General features: G+C 63.4%; 12 protein-coding genes. 2 read left to right on the top strand and 10 right to left on the bottom strand.

All coding sequences use genetic code 11. The features are described from left to right. Positions 1-43 precede the first annotated feature (43 nt). The 5 genes from CJD35_RS07995 to CJD35_RS07975 form a co-directional block, all read right to left on the bottom strand. Complete coding sequence (locus CJD35_RS07995) at positions 44-1,126, bottom strand: aldose 1-epimerase (protein WP_017183920.1); 1,083 nt, start codon at positions 1,124-1,126, stop codon at positions 44-46. Next, positions 1,123-2,844, bottom strand: coding sequence for a sulfatase family protein (locus CJD35_RS07990; protein ID WP_037514934.1), 1,722 nt, complete (start codon positions 2,842-2,844; stop codon positions 1,123-1,125). Before CJD35_RS07990 ends, CJD35_RS07995 begins: the two co-directional genes overlap by 4 nt. Before the next feature lie 61 nt (positions 2,845-2,905). After that, positions 2,906-3,925 carry a LacI family DNA-binding transcriptional regulator gene (locus CJD35_RS07985; protein ID WP_241763677.1) on the bottom strand — a complete coding sequence of 340 codons (1,020 nt, stop codon included), beginning with the start codon at positions 3,923-3,925 and terminating at the stop codon, positions 2,906-2,908. Between the two features lie 274 nt (positions 3,926-4,199). Further along, on the bottom strand, positions 4,200-7,049 hold the full coding sequence (locus tag CJD35_RS07980) for a TonB-dependent receptor domain-containing protein (RefSeq protein ID WP_017183917.1): 2,850 nt from the start codon (positions 7,047-7,049) through the stop codon (positions 4,200-4,202). 306 nt (positions 7,050-7,355) lie between these two features. Further along, positions 7,356-9,299, bottom strand: coding sequence for a glycoside hydrolase family 3 protein (locus tag CJD35_RS07975; RefSeq protein WP_241763675.1), 1,944 nt, complete (start codon positions 9,297-9,299; stop codon positions 7,356-7,358). A 153-nt stretch (positions 9,300-9,452) separates the two neighbouring features. Here CJD35_RS07975 and CJD35_RS07970 point away from each other — a divergent pair, with 153 nt between their 5' ends. Then, positions 9,453-10,943 (top strand): sulfatase family protein, encoded by a 1,491-nt coding sequence (locus CJD35_RS07970; protein WP_017183915.1) that lies wholly within the window; start codon positions 9,453-9,455, stop codon positions 10,941-10,943. 101 nt (positions 10,944-11,044) lie between these two features. After that, complete coding sequence (locus tag CJD35_RS07965) at positions 11,045-12,094, top strand: LacI family DNA-binding transcriptional regulator (RefSeq protein ID WP_026002534.1); 1,050 nt, start codon at positions 11,045-11,047, stop codon at positions 12,092-12,094. A 22-nt stretch (positions 12,095-12,116) separates the two neighbouring features. Here CJD35_RS07965 and maiA read toward each other — a convergent pair whose 3' ends face one another. The 5 genes from maiA to CJD35_RS07940 are packed head-to-tail and all read right to left on the bottom strand — an operon-like array spanning position 12,117 to position 18,641. Next, positions 12,117-12,752, bottom strand: a complete 636-nt coding sequence (gene maiA, locus CJD35_RS07960) for a maleylacetoacetate isomerase (protein WP_017183913.1) — start codon at positions 12,750-12,752, stop codon at positions 12,117-12,119. Beyond that, positions 12,745-13,440 carry a fumarylacetoacetate hydrolase family protein gene (locus CJD35_RS07955; RefSeq protein ID WP_017183912.1) on the bottom strand — a complete coding sequence of 232 codons (696 nt, stop codon included), beginning with the start codon at positions 13,438-13,440 and terminating at the stop codon, positions 12,745-12,747. Before CJD35_RS07955 ends, maiA begins: the two co-directional genes overlap by 8 nt. Beyond that, on the bottom strand, positions 13,437-14,501 hold the full coding sequence (gtdA, locus tag CJD35_RS07950) for a gentisate 1,2-dioxygenase (protein WP_017183911.1): 1,065 nt from the start codon (positions 14,499-14,501) through the stop codon (positions 13,437-13,439). Before gtdA ends, CJD35_RS07955 begins: the two co-directional genes overlap by 4 nt. A 10-nt stretch (positions 14,502-14,511) precedes the next feature. After that, complete coding sequence (locus CJD35_RS07945; protein ID WP_095686979.1) at positions 14,512-16,206, bottom strand: glycoside hydrolase family 3 protein; 1,695 nt, start codon at positions 16,204-16,206, stop codon at positions 14,512-14,514. A gap of 59 nt (positions 16,207-16,265) precedes the next feature. After that, entirely contained in the window at positions 16,266-18,641 is a 2,376-nt protein-coding gene (locus CJD35_RS07940) for a TonB-dependent receptor (protein ID WP_241763674.1), read from the bottom strand. Between the last annotated feature and the right edge of the window lie 291 nt (positions 18,642-18,932).

Genomic DNA, 18,932 nt, shown 5'->3' with positions numbered 1-18,932 from the left:
TGATCCCTTCTGCCGCAGGACGAACGCACGCCCTGCAATAAAACTACAAACGAATGTCGGCGGAGAACGCCCATGTGAAACTCTGTCCCGGCGGCAGCAGCACGACGCCGCCATCGGACAGCGCATTCTGCCGCCCATACCATGGCTCTGGACTGAAAAAGCCCTTGTCGACATTGCCCCAGAGATTGAAGGCGACGACATCGCGCTCCGCCGGACGCCGCGACTGTTGCATGATCATGATCGATCCCACGCCAGGCTGCGTCAGCGTGACGGCGGGGCGACGCCGAAAACCCGACCAGAGCAGAGGAACCGCAGTTTCAGTGCCAAGCGAGGAGAGCGGCGCGACTTTAAGGGGGCCGACCGCGCCTGTGCCTGCGGGCCGTCCATAGGCGTCCAGCAAAAGCCGCGCTCGCCCGTCGGTACTGATCCTTGCGTCGGCAGCGTCGCCCTGCCCGCCAAGCGGCAAGGCGAAGGTGATGTGATTGCCGATCGAAAAGGGCATCGCCACGTCGCCCAGGTTCGTGACCTGATGGGTGACGCTGATCCGCTCGCCACGCAGCGCGTAGGTGATCGACAGGCGAAACGGGAATGGGAACAGCGCGCGGCTTTCGGGCGTGTCGCGCAACGCGATCGTGACGCTCTCTCCGCTCGCCCCCTTTGGCGGGGTAACGACCGACCATGCGCCATTTTTGGCAAAGCCATGGATCGGCATCGGCCACAGCTTCCCCTGCCATTGCCAGCCGGCGGCCTTGTCAGCCTTGCCCTGCGAAGGATCGGCAGCGAAGGTGCGTCCCGTTGCAGGCCACATCACCATCGCCTTGCCCGCAAAGCCGGGCTGCGGGCAGAAATCCATGCCGCGATAGAGAAGCTCATGGCTCTTGCCCGCCCGGCGCAGCTGCAACCCGACCAGCTGTCCACCCAGCGTCGGGGCGATCACGGCCGTCAGGCGCGACCTTTTGGGCTGGAGGCGGATCAGCGTCGCCGACAGGCGCTGGTCCAGGCATCCCGGTCCGTCCTGGGCCGCCATGGCAGGCGCGGCTGCAAGCAGCGCCGCCGCCGCCATGGCCAGCCCCGCCCGGCGCGGCGGGCACGTCACCGGCGGCACATCAGGCGTCCGTGCCGTCAATCCTTGATTCCCGCATTTGCATTCGCTTCCGGCGAACCAAGCACCGGGAAGCGCACGAACGCCTTGCCTTCATCATTCGCGCGCTGCTTGGCGACGCTGTCGGGCAGGACATTGTCCTTCCTGTCCACGCGATTGGGTTCCACCAGCCAGCTGTCCGGGAAAGGCGCAGCGCCGGTTCCCGCGCGGTTGCGCCGTACGCTGCCGATGGCGTTGCGTTCGCCATAGGGAATGGCGTGGCGACCGTCGCGATTGGCCAGTTGCTGGTACAACGCCTTGCGCAGATCGACCTTGGCCTGAAGATAGGCCGGATCGTCGATCAGATTGTGCATTTCGTCAGGATCGCGCGCCAGATCATAGAGTTCGTCGGTGTCGTAGACGCCGTAATATTGGATATATTTCAGGTTATCGCGCTGAATGGCGAATGTACCCGGCGTCATGGGATAGGCCCATTCCCAATAATATTCATAGGTGAAGTCGGGCGCCTTCCAGTCCTTGTCCGCGACCTTGCCGGTAATGAGCGGCCATGCGCTGACCCCTTCGAACTGCGCTGGCTTCTCCACCCCGGCCAGGTCCAGGAAGGTCGGCGCATAGTCGAGATTGCGTATCCGCCCAGTGTTGACCACACCGGCCGGCACCGTCCCCGGCTCATACATGACCATCGGCACGCGCACCGACGCCTGATAGGCGGTCCGCTTGTCGATCAGGCCATGATCACCGATCTGAAACCCGTTGTCGGCGGTAAAGACGACCAGCGTATCCTTTTCCAGCCCGTTCGCCTTCAGATAGTCGGCAATACGGCCAACACTGTCATCGACCGCGGCAAGCGCGCCATAATAATAGCGCAGATATTCGGTCATCTTCATATCGGTGTTGAAGAAGAAATCGATGCCGTGCCATGTGTTTCGCTGGTTATAGACCCACATCGGCTTGCCCTTGTAATTTTCGGGCGTGTTGGCGGCGCTGGCCGGAATCTTGAAATCGGTCCGATCGTACAGATGGCGGTAGCGCGGCGGCGGCAGAGGGTCCGAATGGACTGCCTTGTGGCTCAGATACAGGAAGAACGGCTTGCTCTTGTCGCGTTCCTTTTCCAGCCAGTTCATGGCGTAGTCGGTCAGTTCATCGGTAATATAGCCTTGCTGCGCGACCTTCTTGCCATCGACGTTCCACATCGTCGTTTCGCCGCCCTGCACGGCTGCATCGGGATCGCCGCTCGCAGGATAATAGCTCCCCTGCCCCCGGAAACTGACCCATTTGTTAAAGCCCGGACGCGGCGTGTCGACATCATTGCCCATATGCCATTTGCCGATGAAGGCGGTCTGGTAACCGGCCTTCTGCAGATAGGACGGGAAGAAGGTCAGCCCGGCTTCCGACGAATTCGCATTGTCGACAATGCCATGGTTGCGCGCGGTTTCGCCCGTCAAGATGGTGGCGCGGCTGGGGCTGCACAGCGACGACGTGACCACCGTATTGGGGAAATAGGTGCCGCCCCGCGCCAGCCGGTCGATATTGGGGGTTCTGAGTTCCGGCTGCAAAAAGCCCATGCCGTCATAGCGCAGGTCATCCAGCAGGATGAAGACGACGTTCCGCGGCTTGCGCGCCGGTTCGGCCTTGGCGGGACTGGCCGCCTTTTGCGCGGGGCGCGCGGACAGCAGGGTCGCGGGGCATGTCGCCAACACCATACCCGCCGCCAGCAACCCGTATAGACGCAGCCTCTTCATGACCCCTCCAATCTGTTTAGAGCGGTAATATCGCAATTGGCAGCGCTGTCAATGTCGCGCCTTACATGTCCTCGCCATGCACCTCGGCAGCCGCTCCCGGTTGCGTGGACCCACGGATGACGAGTTCGGGCACCAGTTCCTCCAGCGCGTCGGCATGGCCCAGAAGGACGGAAATGGCATTGCGCGCCATGCCCGGAATCGGCTGCCTCACTGTCGTGAGCGGCGGGTACATGGTGCGACTGCCCGGCGAATCGTCGAAGCCCGCAATCGCTATGTCGCGGGGTATGTCCAGGCCGATCTGCCGCGCCGCCGCCATCGCGCCCAGCGCCATCGCGTCGTTGGTGGCGAAAATGGCGTCGGGGGGTTCGGGCAAGGCCAAAAGCTGCTCGGCGGCGGCCTTGCCGGACGCGAAAGTGAAATCCCCCTTCACGACATAGTCGGCACGATAGGGCAGGCGCGCATCGGCAAGGGCGGACCGATAGCCCGTTACCCGTTCGCTGGCGGCGGCCTTGTCGAACGGCGGCGCGATGAGGGCGATGCGCGACTTTCCCGTCGCAGCGATATGCGCCACCATTTTGTGGCTGACGTCCGTGTCCCTGACAGGAACGATGTCGCCATAGCCCGACAGGGTGGACGCGACCCTGACCAGCCGGGTTCCCTTGCTCTCGATCGCCCTGACAATCGCGGCGTCGTTGCTGAGCGGCGGGACCAGCATGATGCCGTCCGGGCGCAGATTGGCCGTCACCCGCTCGACCAGCCTCTCCGCAGTCTCGTCCTGATCCCTCACCTCGACCACGAGATGATAATTGCGCAGACGACATTCGGTCGATGCGGCCACCAGCATGCTCGTCTGATAGCTGCTGAAAACGTCGCTCAATATGAAGGTGATCAGGAAGGATCGGCTGGCCGCCAATTGCCGCGCCGCCAGATTGGGGCGATAGCCAAGTTCATCGATAGCCTTCATGACCCGGTCCTTCATGGCCGGGCGGACATGGGCTTCGTTGTTGAGAACTCTGGAGACGGTTTTCATGCCGACGCCGGCCTTGGCCGCCACATCATAGATCGTGACCAAAAATCTCACCTCATTACGGACTGTCGCTGGGCGAACGGCCTATGGCAGCAGTTGGGCAGATGCAAATGTCATGATGTAGCGCAACCACGCAGTGCGACTCCATCAAGGCGGCACGGGTTTCATGGCCGCTATAGTTAGCGTTAAAGCGGGGCAGGCACGCCACGCTTGCGCATCGGGATGACGATTACCCCGTACCCGCCATCCGGGGCCATGCCCGGCAGGCTCAAAAGAAAAGGCCGCCCCGATCGAAATCGCGGCGGCCCATTATCCGGCACTGGTCCGATCAGTAGGCCATCCGCACGCCGACGCGGAAGGTGCGACCCAGCACGTCGTAAAGATTGGCGTTGGTGCCGATATTGTTGGCCGGCGCCACCGGCGGGTTGGTGTTGAACGCATTCTTGATCGCGCCAAACACTTCCACCATGCGCGGGCCATTGTCGATGATGCGATAGCTCGCATTCACGTCGACATAGGTGACCGCCTTGACGCGATTGTCGTTGATGCTGTTCGGCAGGGTCGGGCTATAGCCGTCATCCTGCGGCCCGACATAGGTGGTGCCGAACTTGCCCTTGGGAATATAGCGCGACTGCATGCCCAAAGTCAGCGGCCCGCTGGTGAAGGTGGCCCGCGTGTTGATCTGATAGCAGGACATGCTGGGATAGGCCTGCTGCGTGACGGTGCCGTTCTGGCATTTGCCGTCCAGTGGCGATCCCGCGTTGACATAGGTCAGCTTCGTATAGGCCGTGCCCAGGATGCGCAGGTCCAGCGTACCGATATTCTCGATCTGCTTGCGATAGCCCAGTTCGACGTCGAAGCCCTTGACCTGCAACTCGTTCGCGTTGGCGGAGATGTTGCGGATGAAGGTCAGAACGCCATTGGCGTCGCGGGTGACGAAGGCGCATGCATCCTGCGCGCCCTGGAAGCACTGGGTGACCAGGGTGGGGCCGCCCACGGCCGCGATATAGCCGGTGACCTTGATGTCATAATAGTCAACCGACAGCTGGAGATTGGGTATCGCCGCAGGCTGGATCGTGACGCCGAAAGTCTTGGTATGCGAAATTTCCGGGCGCAGATTCGGGTTGCCGCCGGACTGGGTGGCGACCTGCGTGCTGGTATTGGTCGCCGGGTCCAGGATCGCGCTGTTCTGGACGTTGGGCAGGATATATTGCTCGTTCATGTTCGGCGCACGGAAGTCGCGCGAAATGGTGCCGCGCATCCGCAGCCAGTCTACCGGCTTGTAGACCAGGCCGAGCTTCCAGGTGACCGCGTTGAAGCTGGAATCCGCAGGGCCAACGGCGCCGCCCGCCAGGGGCGCTTCGGGGCTGGAGAATTTATAATGGGCGTGCCGCACCGCGCCATTGACTTCCAGCGTCTCGGCAAGGGGAACGTTGGACAGCAGCGGCACATTGGCCTCGGCATAGACTTCGAACACCTTGCTGCGTCCGTGCAGGGCGCTGTAATTCTGAACGAAGCCACCAGCGGCCGATACCGGGTCGACGTCCGCCGCGATGCTTTCGGTGCGATATTCCGCGCCCGCCGCGACTGAAACCGGCCCGCCCCAGGCGTCGAAAGGCTGCCCCTGGACGTTCGCGCTGACATCGTCCAGCGTGATCCTGGACCGCTGAACGGCCGTGCCAAAGGCATATTGCAGCGCGGCGTCGCTGGCTGTGCCGACGCCGAACAGGTTGAGCGGCTGGCAAGCGGCGTCCGTCGTCACCGACTGGTTGACCGCGCAGACGATCCTGCCGGCATTGGCGCCCGTGCCGCTGACGGCCTGAACCGCGCGCGAGAAATTATTCTGATTGATGATGTTGCGCGCGACATTGTCCAGCTTGCTGACGCCCCGGACATAGCTGGCGTCCCAGGTCCAGCCGCCCAGATCGCCCTTCAGGCCGGTGGCGACCCGATAGCTTTCGACATGATAGTCGACGATCGGAACCAGCAGACCATCGCCCGCCTTGCCGATGTTGACGTTCGCCAGGCCGATCTGCTGCATCTGGCTGCGCAGCTGGGCGGGAAGGAAGGGATTGTTGACCGACAGCGTGATCGCGCCGGTGTTGAGCGGCCCCGCCCGCAATGTGCCTGCGGCGTTCTGGTTACCCGAACGCAGCTGCGCGAACGTGCCCTGATTGTCCGTCTGACCGTAGGAGCTGTCCACCCACGCCTTCAGATTGTCGCTCAGTTCCGCTTCCGCCCGGAAGAGGGCGGCCAAGCGCTTTTGCGGCCCCTGAAGATCGAAGGCGCTGCTGGCAGGATTGATGCCGCGGCGCGACCCGCCGATCATCTGGTTGTTATTGGGCGCGTAGAGCTGGCCGAAGGTGAAGGGCAGCAGCGTCGTGCCATCGTCCGACACCTGTTGCCCGCCAAATGCATTGGTCAGCCTGGAACTGACGATCAGACCAGCGGGCGTATTCTGGGACCAACGCACGTCGGGCGAGATGATCAGGGCCGGCAGGCCGTTCTGCGCGGAATTGGCGTTCGACATGACGCCATATTCCTGGGCGCACCAGCTGCGCGAATAGCAGTTGCCCGTCCTTTTCCGGTCCTGATAATCAAGCCCGGCGATGATGTGCAGACGGCCATCCAGGAATTTCTGGCCCACGCCGAACGAGTATTTCTGCTCATCCCCATCGCCAGCGTCCGTCACGCCATATTGCGCCGAAGCGCGAACGCCCTCCAGCTTGTTGTTGAGGATGATGTTGACGACACCGGCCACAGCGTCCGAACCATAGGCCGCCGACGCGCCGCCGGTGACGATGTCCAGCCGCGACACCAGCGAGCTTGGAATGAGATCGGTGTTGAACAGGCCCGTGAAGGTCGTCGCGGGAAAGCGCAGCCCGTCCACCAGCACGAGGGTGCGAACCGCGCCCAGACCGCGCAGGTTGATCAGGTTGTTGCCGGGGCCGTTGCCGCCACCGCCGACGAACGCCGTCGTCGAACTGGTATCGGTGCGCACGACGGGCAGGTCGTTGATGACCTGCGACAGCTGCGTCGCGCCGGTCTGCGCAATCAGGTCCGCGCCTACCACCGTGACAGGCGTGGGCATGTCCGCGCCGTTACGAACCACGCGCGAACCGGTAACGATGATGGCTTCGCTTGCGCCATCCGCTTCCCCCGCCTGCTCCTGCGCCATTGCAGCGCCGCAGCATGCCATCGCGGCCCCCGCGAGCAAGAATCCCAGATAATGACGATGACGCTGTGAAGCCACGATACCCTCCCCTGTTGCGGCGGCCTGTCAGAATTGGCCTGCCTGATTATGTGCCCCGACATCGATTCAGACGTTTGAGGGCTCACCCGTTGATGTAGCGGTAATTTTATATGGCAGCGCTGTCAATCGCATCGTTGCACGCTTGCCCACGATTGCCTGGCGAGCGATACAGTTTTGCAACAGTGCCTTGCGCGCCAGACACTGGCCTATACCGACCCGGATACTGCCAAATCATTTCAGACACAGGCCCGCACCCCTGGGGAACAGCGCCTCCTCGTCGTCCGACAGGTCCGCGCGCTGGCGTTCGACCGCGGCCATGGATGCCGGAAGCGCGAAAGGCAGGTGACCGCAGGCCGGACTGCGCCCCGACACTATGTCGAACAGGGCCACGTCGCTGGTGCCGAAATTGACGAGCACGGCCTTGGCATGCGGCATGAGGGCGGTAAGCACCGCGGGGCGATCCATTTCCACCGCGGCAATGACGGGCACATGTGCCGCCGCCCGCTTGAGCGCCACCAGCGCCGGATCATCGGCCCTGAAGTCGAGCCGCCCTTCATGCTGCCGCGACCCGAAAAAATGAAAAGGGTGCAGCTTTTCGAACGGCGTGGCGGCGCGCACCAGCGCTATGTCGGCCTCGGACGGGTCTTTGACGACGACATAGCCCGCCGAAGCCGCAACAGCCTCATCCACGCCATAAAGCCAGATTTTCTTGCGCCCCTTCAGCGGCAATAATCCGCCCTCGTTGCGCAGCAGGATCTGGCTTTGCCGCTGCGCCTTGTCCGCCTCGCTCTGCCAGGCGGCATTGCCGACCAGCCTGGCAGCGGCCTGTTCGTCGACATAGGGATTGTCGAACAGACCCTGCCGGAACTTGAGCGCCAATATGCGCCGCGCCGAATCGTCGATTCGCTCGACCGAAATTGCGCCGCTGCGCACGCCTTCCAATATCGGGGCGGCATCATCCACGCCGCCGAACTGGTCGATGCCTGCGTCCACGCCCTTGGCGAATCGATCGGCGACGCTCAGCGATTCCACGCCCCATGGCATGCCGATCGCCTGCGGCGCCTGGGGATGATTCGCATCCGGCGATACGCAGGTCTCCGGGCAGTCGCGCGTGATCGACCAGTCCGAAATGATCAGGCCCCGATATGCCTTTTCGCCACGCAGCAGGTCGGTCAGCACCTGTTTGCTGAACCCTGCGCCGACCGGCTCGACCGGCTTGCCGCCAATCGAGGGGCCATGCAGCGCGACATAGGTGGGCATCACGCCCTCGCTCGCTGCCGCCAACGGGCCATCGAACGCACGGACATGATCGGCAAATGACGCATCGGTCAGATGGACGTTGCGGCCATAATGATTGTGCCCGTCAAACCCTTCCGGCTCTGCGCCATAGCCGACCCAATGCTTGACCACGGTCGCGACGCCCATTGGCGTCACGCCGGTCGCGCCGCCCTGGAACCCTTCCACATAGGCGCCCGCCAGGCGGGAGATGGTTGCGGGATCGGAACCGAATGTCGCGGAAAAGCGGGACCAGCGCGGCTCGCTGCCCACATCGGCCTGGGGCGACAACGCCATATGGATGCCGACGGCGCGATATTCCTGCCGCGCAATATCCCCAAACCGGCGGACGAGATCGGCGTCGTCCAGCGCCGCAAATCCCAGCGTATCGGGCCACAGGGTAAAGCCACCGCCCGTCGTGCTCGCGCCGATCGTGGCCTGAAAATGGTGGCGCGGATCAGTGCTGATCGTTGCCGGAATGCCCAGCCTTGTGCCTTCCGCGATTTTCTGCACCATATTGTTCTGGCGCGCGAATTCCGCCGGCTTCACCACGATCCGGGTGATGAAGCTGTTGATCTTCCCGTCCTCGATCATGGCGCGCACCCGCGCCATGTCATAGCCGGTCGATGACACGCCGATCGCCGATCCATGCCCCGGCAGACTCGCATGCACCATCAGGCCGACTTTTTCCTCGATGGTCATGCGCGCCATCAGGTCATCGACCCGCTCCTGCACCGACAGGTGCGAATCCTCGTAGCGGTCTAGCTGGTTGTTGCGGTTCAGATCCCGCCACTGCGGCACATCAGGCGCGGCGGCGACCAGCGGCGTGGCCAGGGCAAAAAGCCCGGCGACGCAGGCCGGAGCCAGCAATACGCCCCGATACCGCTCTTTCAAGGCCATGCCCCCTCCTGTCCCGCAATGTCAGTTTAATTTAGCGCTATATTGATTATATCGCAGAAGTGGGCAAGACTGCATTTGCACAAGGCAGCATATCAAGTGACGGACCGGCCGGCCCCGCAGGGTGACGCGACGGTGGCCGCAAGGGAGGATGGGATGATCAACCAACGCAAGCGCAGGTTTTTGCAGGCCAGCGCAGCCGCCGCCATCATGGCCGCGTTTCCCCGCTATGCCCAGGCGGTCGACTATGTGAAGCGTGATCCGCGCAAGCGCCACAATCTGCTGCTCATCACATCGGATGATGTGGACTGGTCGGCGCTCGGCTTCATGAACGGACGGCGCGGCCTCACCCCCAATCTCGACAGCCTCGCCGCGCAAAGCCATGTCTTTGAGCAAGTGCGTACCGTAGCGCCGATCTGCATGCCCTCGCGCCAGGCGTTCATGAGCGGCCTGTTGCCGCACAAAAATGGCGGCAACGGCTTCTTCCCGATGCGGGAGGGTACGCCGACGCTATGCACCACCCTGGCTGCCGAAGGCTATTATTGCGCCGCCAGCCACAAGATCGGCCATATGCAGCCCGCCTCCTCCTTCCCCTGGGACTTAAAGCAGGAAGGCAAGGACCGTCATCCCATGGTGCATGCCGACATGCTCCGCCTCGCCGTCACGGAAGCGCAGGCCCAGTACAAACCCTTCTTCATCAACTGCAACATCAACGATCCGCACCGGCCATTTTATGGCGCGGAGGATGCGCAGGAAATCGATCACGAGCAGACCGGCCCCTACCGCATCCCCCGGCCGCTCAAGGCGGGCCAGGTTCCGATCCCCGCCAATCTCGAAGACTTGCCCGATATTCGGGAGGAGATGGCGCAATATTGGAATTCGGTGCAACGCCTCGACATCGCCGTGGGCAATATTCTGAAGGCTCTCAAGGATAGCGGCACTTGGGACGACACGATTGTCCTGTTCGTGGCGGATCATGGCATGCCGATGCCCTTTGCCAAGGCCAGCGTCTATGACCATGGCATCCGCACGCCCGTGCTGCTGCGCTACCCCGGCATGGGAAAGCCGCGCCGCTTCGATACGCTCACGACCAACCTCGACATATTGCCGACGCTGATCGAGCTGTTGCAGGCCAAGCCGATCGCGGAGCTGGACGGGCAATCCTGGGTTCCGATGCTGAAGGGCGGCGCGGCGCAGGACAAGCCGTTCGTCATGTCCTATGTCGACTATGTGTCGAGCGGGATGCTCTACCCTTCCCGCACCTTGCAGGACAAACGCCACGCCTTCCATTACACCGCCTGGGCGAACGGCAAGACCGAACTCAAGATCGAAAGCATGTGGGGCCTCACCTTCCCCGCCATGGCGAAGGCTGCGGAAACCGATGCGCGCATCGCCGCGCGCGTGAAGCAATATGTGATGGGCTATCCCATGGCGCTCTATGATCTGGAGGCTGATCCGGGCCAGCGGAACAATCTGATCGCCGATCCCGCCTACAAGGCCAAGGTCGATGAGATGAAGCGGCTGATGCTGGCCGAGATGGAGCGGACGGGCGATCCCCAGCTGGAAAATTTCCGCGTCTCGCTGGCCGGTGGCACCCCGGTCCTGAAGCAGGAGCCGGCCAAGTTCCGCATCCGTGGCGGTGACTGATTGGCCGAACCAGCCCGGCCAATGGGCCTGGTCGTCAGAGTGTGGATTGTTTGCCAATCCCCGCTTATGACGATGTCCTTCGCCAACCGACCAGGGATGACATGACGAGCCCGGACACTACCCGTAAACGCCGGAGAGGCGCGAAAGGCCCCACGATCACGGCAGTCGCGCGGGAGGCTGGCGTATCGGCCATGACGGTCTCCAACGTCATCAACAACAAGAGCTTCGTCAACCCGGTCGCGCGCGAAGCCGTTTTGAAGGCGGTGAAGGCGCTCAACTACACGCCCAATTCCGCCGCCCGCAGCCTGGCGGCGGCCAAGACGCTGCGGATCGGCCTGCTCCACCGCGACATTGACAGCGCGCTGTTGAGCGCCATGCTGGTCGGCAGCCTGCGCGCCACGTCCCGCCTTGGCGTGCAGCTGGTGCTGGAAATATACGACTTCTCCGATCCTGTCGGCAGCATCGAAAGGATGATCCGAAGCGGCATTGACGGCCTGTTGCTGCCGCCGCCGATCTGCGAGATCGCCAGCGCTGCTGGTCTGCCCGAAAGGCATGACGTGCCGATGATCGGCCTGGCGCCCGGCGGCGACCTGCGCAACATGGATTGCGTGCGCATCGACGATGAACAGGCGTCCTATGAAATGACGCGCATGCTGCTTGGCAAGGGGCACCGCCGGATCGCCATCGTCACGCTGCCGACCTCGCTGGTGGCGGCCTCCCGTCTGAAGGGCTACCTGCGCGCGCTGGGCGACGAAGGGGTCGTCGCCGATATGAAGCTGGTCTGGGAAGCGCCCCCGACGTTCGAGGCGGGCCTGGCGCTGGCGGAGCGCGTACTGACCACGCAGCGGGATTTCACCGCCGTCATCGCGGGCAATGACGACATGGCGGCGGCGTTCGTGAATGTGGCGCTGCGCAACAAGATTTCGGTGCCGGACGACCTGTCGATCACGGGTTTCGACGATACGCCGATCGCCGTCAAAATCTGGCCGGAACTGACCACCATCCGGCAGCCGCTGGCCCTGATCGCCGAACGGGCGGCGGAACGGCTCGTCGCAACGCTGCGCGGCGAGCCGCCGGAAACCCAGCCGCTGGCGATCTACGTCGATTACAAGATGATCGAACGGCAATCGACCGGACCGGCACGGGCCTGATCGTCTCCCGCTAACGACATTGCTACTCGGCGTCTGGCTGGCGATCGGGCCGCGCGGCGGCAAAGGCGGGCAAGGCGTTGCAGGCCGCTTCCACAGCCTCGATCCGGGGAAAATCCGTGCGCGCGCCAAAGCGACGGGCATTGCCCAGTTGCGGGATCAGGACGATGTCGGCCAGCGTCACCTGATCGCCGAAACAATATGGCCCTTCCCGATCGGCAATCAGCCGCGAACAGGCTTCAAGCCCGGTCTCGATCACCTCGCGCGCCCAGCCCTGCACGGCGTCCTCATCCAGTCCGCGCGCTGCCAGCATGCGCAGAATCTTGAGGTTCTGGACCGGGTGAATATCGCATGCAACGGCCTGTGCGAACCCCCGCACGGTCGCCCGCATCAGCGGGTCGGCGGGCAATAGCGGCGGATCGGGATAGCATTCGTCCAGATATTCGCAGATGGCCATGCTTTGCGTCAGCACCGTGCCGTCCACTTCCAGCGCTGGCACCAGCCCCTGCGGGTTGATCGCCATATAGGCGTCGGACCGCTGCTCGCCCGCACGCAAGCGATAGGTGCGATCCGACCATGTCAGGCCCTTCAGTCCCATGGCGATCCGCACGCGCCAGGACGCGGAGGATCGCCAGAAGCCGTGCAGGATCATGTCAGTCATGGGCGACCGGCGTGATCATGACCCTGGTATCGGTAAGGCCGTCGATCGACACGATGATTTCATCGCCCGGCACGACCGCGCCGACGCCAGCGGGCGTCCCTGTGTAGATGAGGTCGCCCGGCTCCAGCCGATAGGCGCGCGAGAGGAAGGCGATGAGTTCGGACACCGGATGGATCAGGTCGGCAAGGTCGGCCTGCTGCTTCACCTCGCCATTGACGGTCAGGCGAATGGCGCCGGTTGACAATTCCCCGGTCTCGCTGATCGGGTGGAGCGTGCCGAGCGGGGAGGATTGCTCGACATTCTTGCCCGCGTCCCACGGACGCCCCTTGGCGCGCGCGTCGAGCTGAAGGTCGCGGCGGGTCATGTCGAGGCCGGTGGCATAGCCGTAGATATGGTCGACCGCCTTGTCGGCGGGAATGTCGCGACCGCCCTTGCCGATGGCGACGACCAGTTCGGCTTCATAATGATAGTTGCCGGTCATCGTCGGGTAGGCGATCGGCCCGCTGGGCACGACCGTTTCGGCCCATTTGGTGAAGTAGAAGGGCGCTTCGCGATCCACCTCGACGCCCATTTCCTTGGCATGATCGGCATAGTTGCGGCCGATGCAGAAAATGCGGCGGACGGGGAAATCATGGCCGTCGCTCGTCGGGGCCAGAACGGGCGACTGAGGGTCGAACAAGAGGGTCAATGGTTGCACTCCCGGTAGAGGTCGAGCTTCATCTGTGAAGCCTTGTCGGAATAGCCGAACAATATCGTCTGCGAATGCGCCTGGAAGCGGTAGGGAATCCAGGACGGTATGACAACCATGTCGCGCGCGCCCAGCCGGATTTCCTGATCGCCCAGTTCCAGCGTCGCTTCGCCTTCGACCAGCACGAACACCGTGCCGTCGGTCGCCTGCCGCGTCCTGGTTTCAAACCCTGCGGGCAACAGGCGGACATGCGCGGAAATGGTCGAAAGGATGGGGCCGCCATCGGCGGGGTTCAGAAATTCCAGCGCATGGCCGAAATGCGGATCGATCTCGGCGCTCGACGCCATCGCGTCCAGCGCGGGCCGCCAGTCGGCATAGCGATAATGGAACAACGGGCGCGCGCTGGGCCTACGGTCCGCCAGGCTCCCGCGCAACGGACGCATATTGTGGCCATATCGGGTCAGCGTGTCGCCGGCGGGCACCGTTTCGGGATGGGCAGCGACATCCAGCCGCTCGGCGAAGCTGGCGTCGAACAGGCGGACGGTGGGAATGTCCAGCCCGTCGAGCCAGATCATCGGCTGGTCGGTCTGGTTACCATGGTCGTGCCACTGGCCCGCAGGCGTCAGCACCAGGTCGAAAGGCTGCATGACCGCCTTTTCCCCGTCCAGCGCGGTGAAGGCCCCGCTGCCTTCCATGACGAAGCGCAGCGCATTCTGGGAATGCCGGTGGCACGGTGCGACCTCGCCCGGCAGGATCAGCTGCAATCCGGCGTACAGGCTGGGGGTTATGGCGGACAGGCCGCCAAGCCCCGGATTTTCCAGAATGAGTACGCGGCGCTCCGCCTGTTCGGCGCTGATGATGTCGCCTGCGCGCATCAGATGGTCGCGCACCTCGTCATAGCTCCACCGCCAGGGCTTGGCCGGGGACTGCGGCTCGGCCAGGACCAGCGCATGCAGGCTTTCCCACAGCGGCAGCAGCCCTTTGGGGGCCATGGCGGCATATAGCGCCTCCAACTGGGCGCGCTGATCGTTGGCGCCGTGACCCTGGGACATGACCGTCATATCGCTCTCCTTACCAACGCAACTGTTCCTGCCCGCAAAATGGATCAACGGGACTGACGCCGGTGAAGGGCGCTTCGCCGGTCAGCCGACGCACTGTTTCGCGCAGCACCGGCTCGATCGCGCTGTAGGCGTTGACGCATGTTTTCATATACGGGGCATCATATAGATAATAGGGCTGCCCGAACGACAGCAGTGCGGTCGGGATTTCCTGCGCGAACTGGCTCATCGCCTTGCGATTGGACCCGTGCAGCTTCACCAGATCCAGAAAGATGTGCGCCGCGCTGGGCGTTGCTTCCTGCCCGACCAGATAGAGGACAAGGTCGGTGTCCTCGCGCGTCGGCCACTGGTCCACGTCCAGCATCCGCGGCTCGAAGCCGCGGGCGCGCAATTCGTCGAGAACCGGGCCATAGCCGCGCGACAAGGCGCCGTCCCAGAAGCTGAACCCTTCTTCCGCGACGATGACGACGCGGCGGTGGGTCGCGGGCGCCAGCGGCAACAGCGATTGCGTATCCTTGACCAGCGTGATGCTCTGCCCGGCGGCCTGCAACGCGGCGACACGATGGTCGGGCGTCTGCAAGGCGTCCCGCATCGCCTCGATCGGCATCATCCGCTCGGCCGGATCGATCCGGTGCAGCCCCAGCCGCGCCTTCAGCGTCAGAATGCGGGTCACCGCCTCATACAGGCGGCCTTCGGACAACCGGCCATTGCGCAGGCCATCGAGCATGAAGCCATAATCTCTCTGCGGCGCGCGGCTGAACAGGAACATGTCGCAGCCATTCTCGATCACCGCCGGCACCGTTTCGGATCGCTCCATCCAGCCGGTCAGCCCGCCCATGCCGGTCGCGTCCGACACGATCAGGCCTTTAAAGCCCAGTTCCTCGCGCAGCAGGCGCTGGTTCAGCAGGTGCGACACGGTCGCGGGCTGGAACGCCTCGCGCCCCGCGTCCGGCAAATGCGCGCGGATATAGGCGGGAAAGGCGATATGGGCGGACATGACCGTCATCACCCCTTGCCCGATCAGCTGGCCGTAGATGCGGCCGAACAAGCCGTGCCATTCCTCAACCGACAGCGGATTGACGCTGGTGACCAGATGCTGGTCCCGGTCGTCGAAACCATCGCCCGGCCAGTGTTTGAGGCAGGCGGCAACGCCTTCTTCCTGCAAGGCGCGGATATAGACGCTGGCCTGCGCCAGCACATTTTCCGGGCGCGAGCCGAACGATCGCGTGCCCACGATCGCGCTGCGGAACGCATGGTTGATGTCGACCACCGGGCCAAAGGACCAGTCATAGCCCAGCACCCGGCTTTCCCGCGCGACCAGCCGGGCGATGGCTTCTGTCGTCGCCAGATCGTCGCACGCCGCAATGCCCATGATGTTGGGAACGGTCGTGGCGAAGGGATAGCTGATCGTGCCCCCTTCTATATCGCCGGTAAAGACCGGCGGCACCACCGCCTGCTCGATCGCGTGGACGGACGCGGAGCGGAACGCGGAGAGGTCGTTCCGGGGAAAACGGTTGATGCCGCCGGGCTTGAGCGCCAGGAGCGGGCCTAGCTCCTCGGCGCTGTCTTGTGACGTTGAAAAGATGAAGAGTTGCCCGATCATCTCCTCGATGCTCATGGCGTCACGCGTGCGCTCCACCCATGCGCGTGCTTCCTCGTCGATGGAGAGCGGTTCTGTCGGGGGCGGCGTGAGACTGTCCAGGAGCATGCTGTACCCTAACAAAGGAGTGGAGGAGCCGGACGCGCATCGCCCGGCTCCCGGCCCGATCAGAAGCGCGCGCTAAAGGTTGCCCCGAAGTAGCGGCTGCTGTCCTTGTTATAGGTGCCCACCAGATCCAGCGGATTTGCCACGGTCGACATGATGGAGTTGTGACCGATGTTCGTCAGGTAATTTTCGTCGAACAGGTTTTTCACGAACAGCGTCACGCCATAGCGGTGGTCGGACGTGGTGACGCCCACCGTCGCGTCGACCAGCGTGTAGGCCGGCTGGATCGTGAGCGGATCGAGTTCCGACGAGAAGAACTGCGCGCTGGTGAAGTTGGCGCTGACCTGCGCGAAGGCGTTGAAATTGTCGCCTTCATAGTCATAGCGCGGCGTCACGCCGATGCGCCAGTCGGGGCTTGCCTGCAACGGACGGTTGCGCAGATTCTGCTGCGGCGTGGCGCCGGGCGCGGTGCGATAGCAGATGTTGGTCGGCGTGCCGCTCAGCACCGGCGCTGCCGCCTGAAGCTGCAATGCGCAGTTGAGGCCGTCAATGTTGATGCGCGACTGCGCGTAGGTCACGGCGGCATTGACCGAGAAGGAGTCGGACGGACGCAGCGTGGCTTCGACTTCGAAACCGCGGCTGCGCGACGAACCGGCGTTGGTGGTCACGAACTGGATGATACCGGTGGTCGGATCGGACCGGTTGGCCTGCACCTGAAGGTTGGAATAGTCGGCCTGGAACAGGGCGGCCGAGATGCTCAGCGTACGGTCGGCCGTGCTGCCCTTGAAGCCGATTTCATAGGCGTTCACATGCTCAGGCTGAATGGCCTTCTGGTTGGCCAGATCGCCGCCAATCTCCATTTCATAGCCCAGCCCCTTATAGCCGCGCGTGTAGCTGGCATAGACCTGTGCATTGCGGTTGAATTCATATTGCAGGCCCGCCTTGCCGGTGACGGCGGTGTCGTTGGCGGAGAAGGTGCCGCTGCGGGGCGGATTGCCGGGGAAGATCGCGTCACCCGCGACGATCGGCGCAATGCGATAGCCGCTGTTGGTGCCCTTTTCATACTGCACGCGGATGCCGCCGATGGCGCGCAGCCCGCCGACGATGCGATAGTCCGCCTGGCCGAACGCGGCGATGCTGTCCTGCTTCAGCCGGATGCGGCTGGCCGACGACTGCCAGACGATGTTGGCGGGCGCGCAGGGCTGGCCCACGACACCGGCGGTGCAACGCGCGCGGCGACGGTCGAAGGGACGCAGGATGTCGCTGTGCATGTAGAAGATGCCCGCGACATAGTTAAGGTCGGAATTGCCGTTGTTGGCGATGCGCAGTTCCTGCGACCAGCCCTTCAGGTCGACCGTGCCGTGGTTCTGGTTCCAGAAGGTGTAGGGCGCGAAGGCAGCCGTCCCCAGAAAGATGGGCGAGGTCGCGGGAATGCGGTCGATCGGCTGGTTCACATCCAGATCATATTTCTGGAACGCGCTGATCGACGTGATCGTGGCGCTGCCAAGATCCCAGTCAGCCTGCAACGAATAGGTCTGCGCCTTGCTGTTCGCATAGGTTTCGGCGTCGTCGTTGATCTCGCGATTCTCGCGCGATGCGTTGATCGGCCCGACGATCGACTGGAGCACAGGGTTGCGGATCTGGATCAGCGTGGAGGCGCAGCAATCGGCGTCCGTCTTGCGATATTCGCCGGCCAGCAGCAGGGTCAGGCTGTCGGTTGCGTCCCATTCCAGCTTGCCGCGCACGCCCCAGCTCTTCGACCCGTTCGTCCACTTGTTGGTGGCCAGGTTGCGGGTGATGCCCTGGACGTCGCTGTAGAAGCCGGAAACGCGGGCGCGCAGCGTGTCGGTGATCGGACCCGAAACGGTGCCGCGGGCGCGATATTCATTATGCTCGGCAATGGTGATGTCGCCCTTGCCCTCAAAGTCGCGCGACGGGCGCGCCGTCGTCACGCTGATGACGCCGGCCGACGCATTCTTGCCGAACAAGGTGCCCTGCGGGCCGCGCAGCACTTCGACCCGCTCCACATCGGCGAGTTCGGAAAAGCCCTGCGCCGAACGCACGGCGACCACGCCATCGACGACGACCGAAACCGAAGGCTCAACGCCCTGGCCAAACAGCGCGGTGCCAACGCCGCGAATACGGAAGCTGGTGTTGGTGGGGTTGGCGCCCTGCTGGAACGAGAGCGAAGGCACGGCCTGGACCAGCGAGTTGGTGTCGTTGATCTGACGCGATGCCAGCGTGTCCGCGCCCACGGCGGTGACGGCCAACGGCACGTCCTGCAGACGCTCGGCGCGCTTTTGCGCAGTGACCACGATTTCGCCCGGCTCATTCTCAGGCATTGCCTGGTCCTGCGCCACGGCAGGCATGGCCAGCATCGCCATGCCCATGGCCAGGGCGGAGGCCGCCGGAATTAACGTGCACTTATAGGTGGCCACTTCAGATCCCCTCATGTCGAGATTTTTGACGTCAACGGTTTGGCGACTTGGGAACCAGATCCGTGAGTCGCTTCGATGTACCGCTAAATGACTTTTTGAGCGGATTGTCAATCGGCTTTCGCATGTCCATCCATAGGTATGTGCCGCCTACCTAGCTTCTATATGCCCGATAACAGGGGTTAGAATGTCCGTCCGGTCACGCCGATATTGACAGCAGGGCCGATACAAGCTTTGTAGCGTTACATATTCGTGGAGAGGTTGAAATGGCGGAGTCGACGACAACAGACACGT

It is taken from the genome of Sphingobium xenophagum (assembly GCF_002288285.1).
GTDB lineage: Bacteria > Pseudomonadota > Alphaproteobacteria > Sphingomonadales > Sphingomonadaceae > Sphingobium > Sphingobium xenophagum.
The sequence above is the reverse complement of the archived record's forward strand: the minus strand, read 5'-3'. Positions and strand labels throughout refer to the sequence as shown.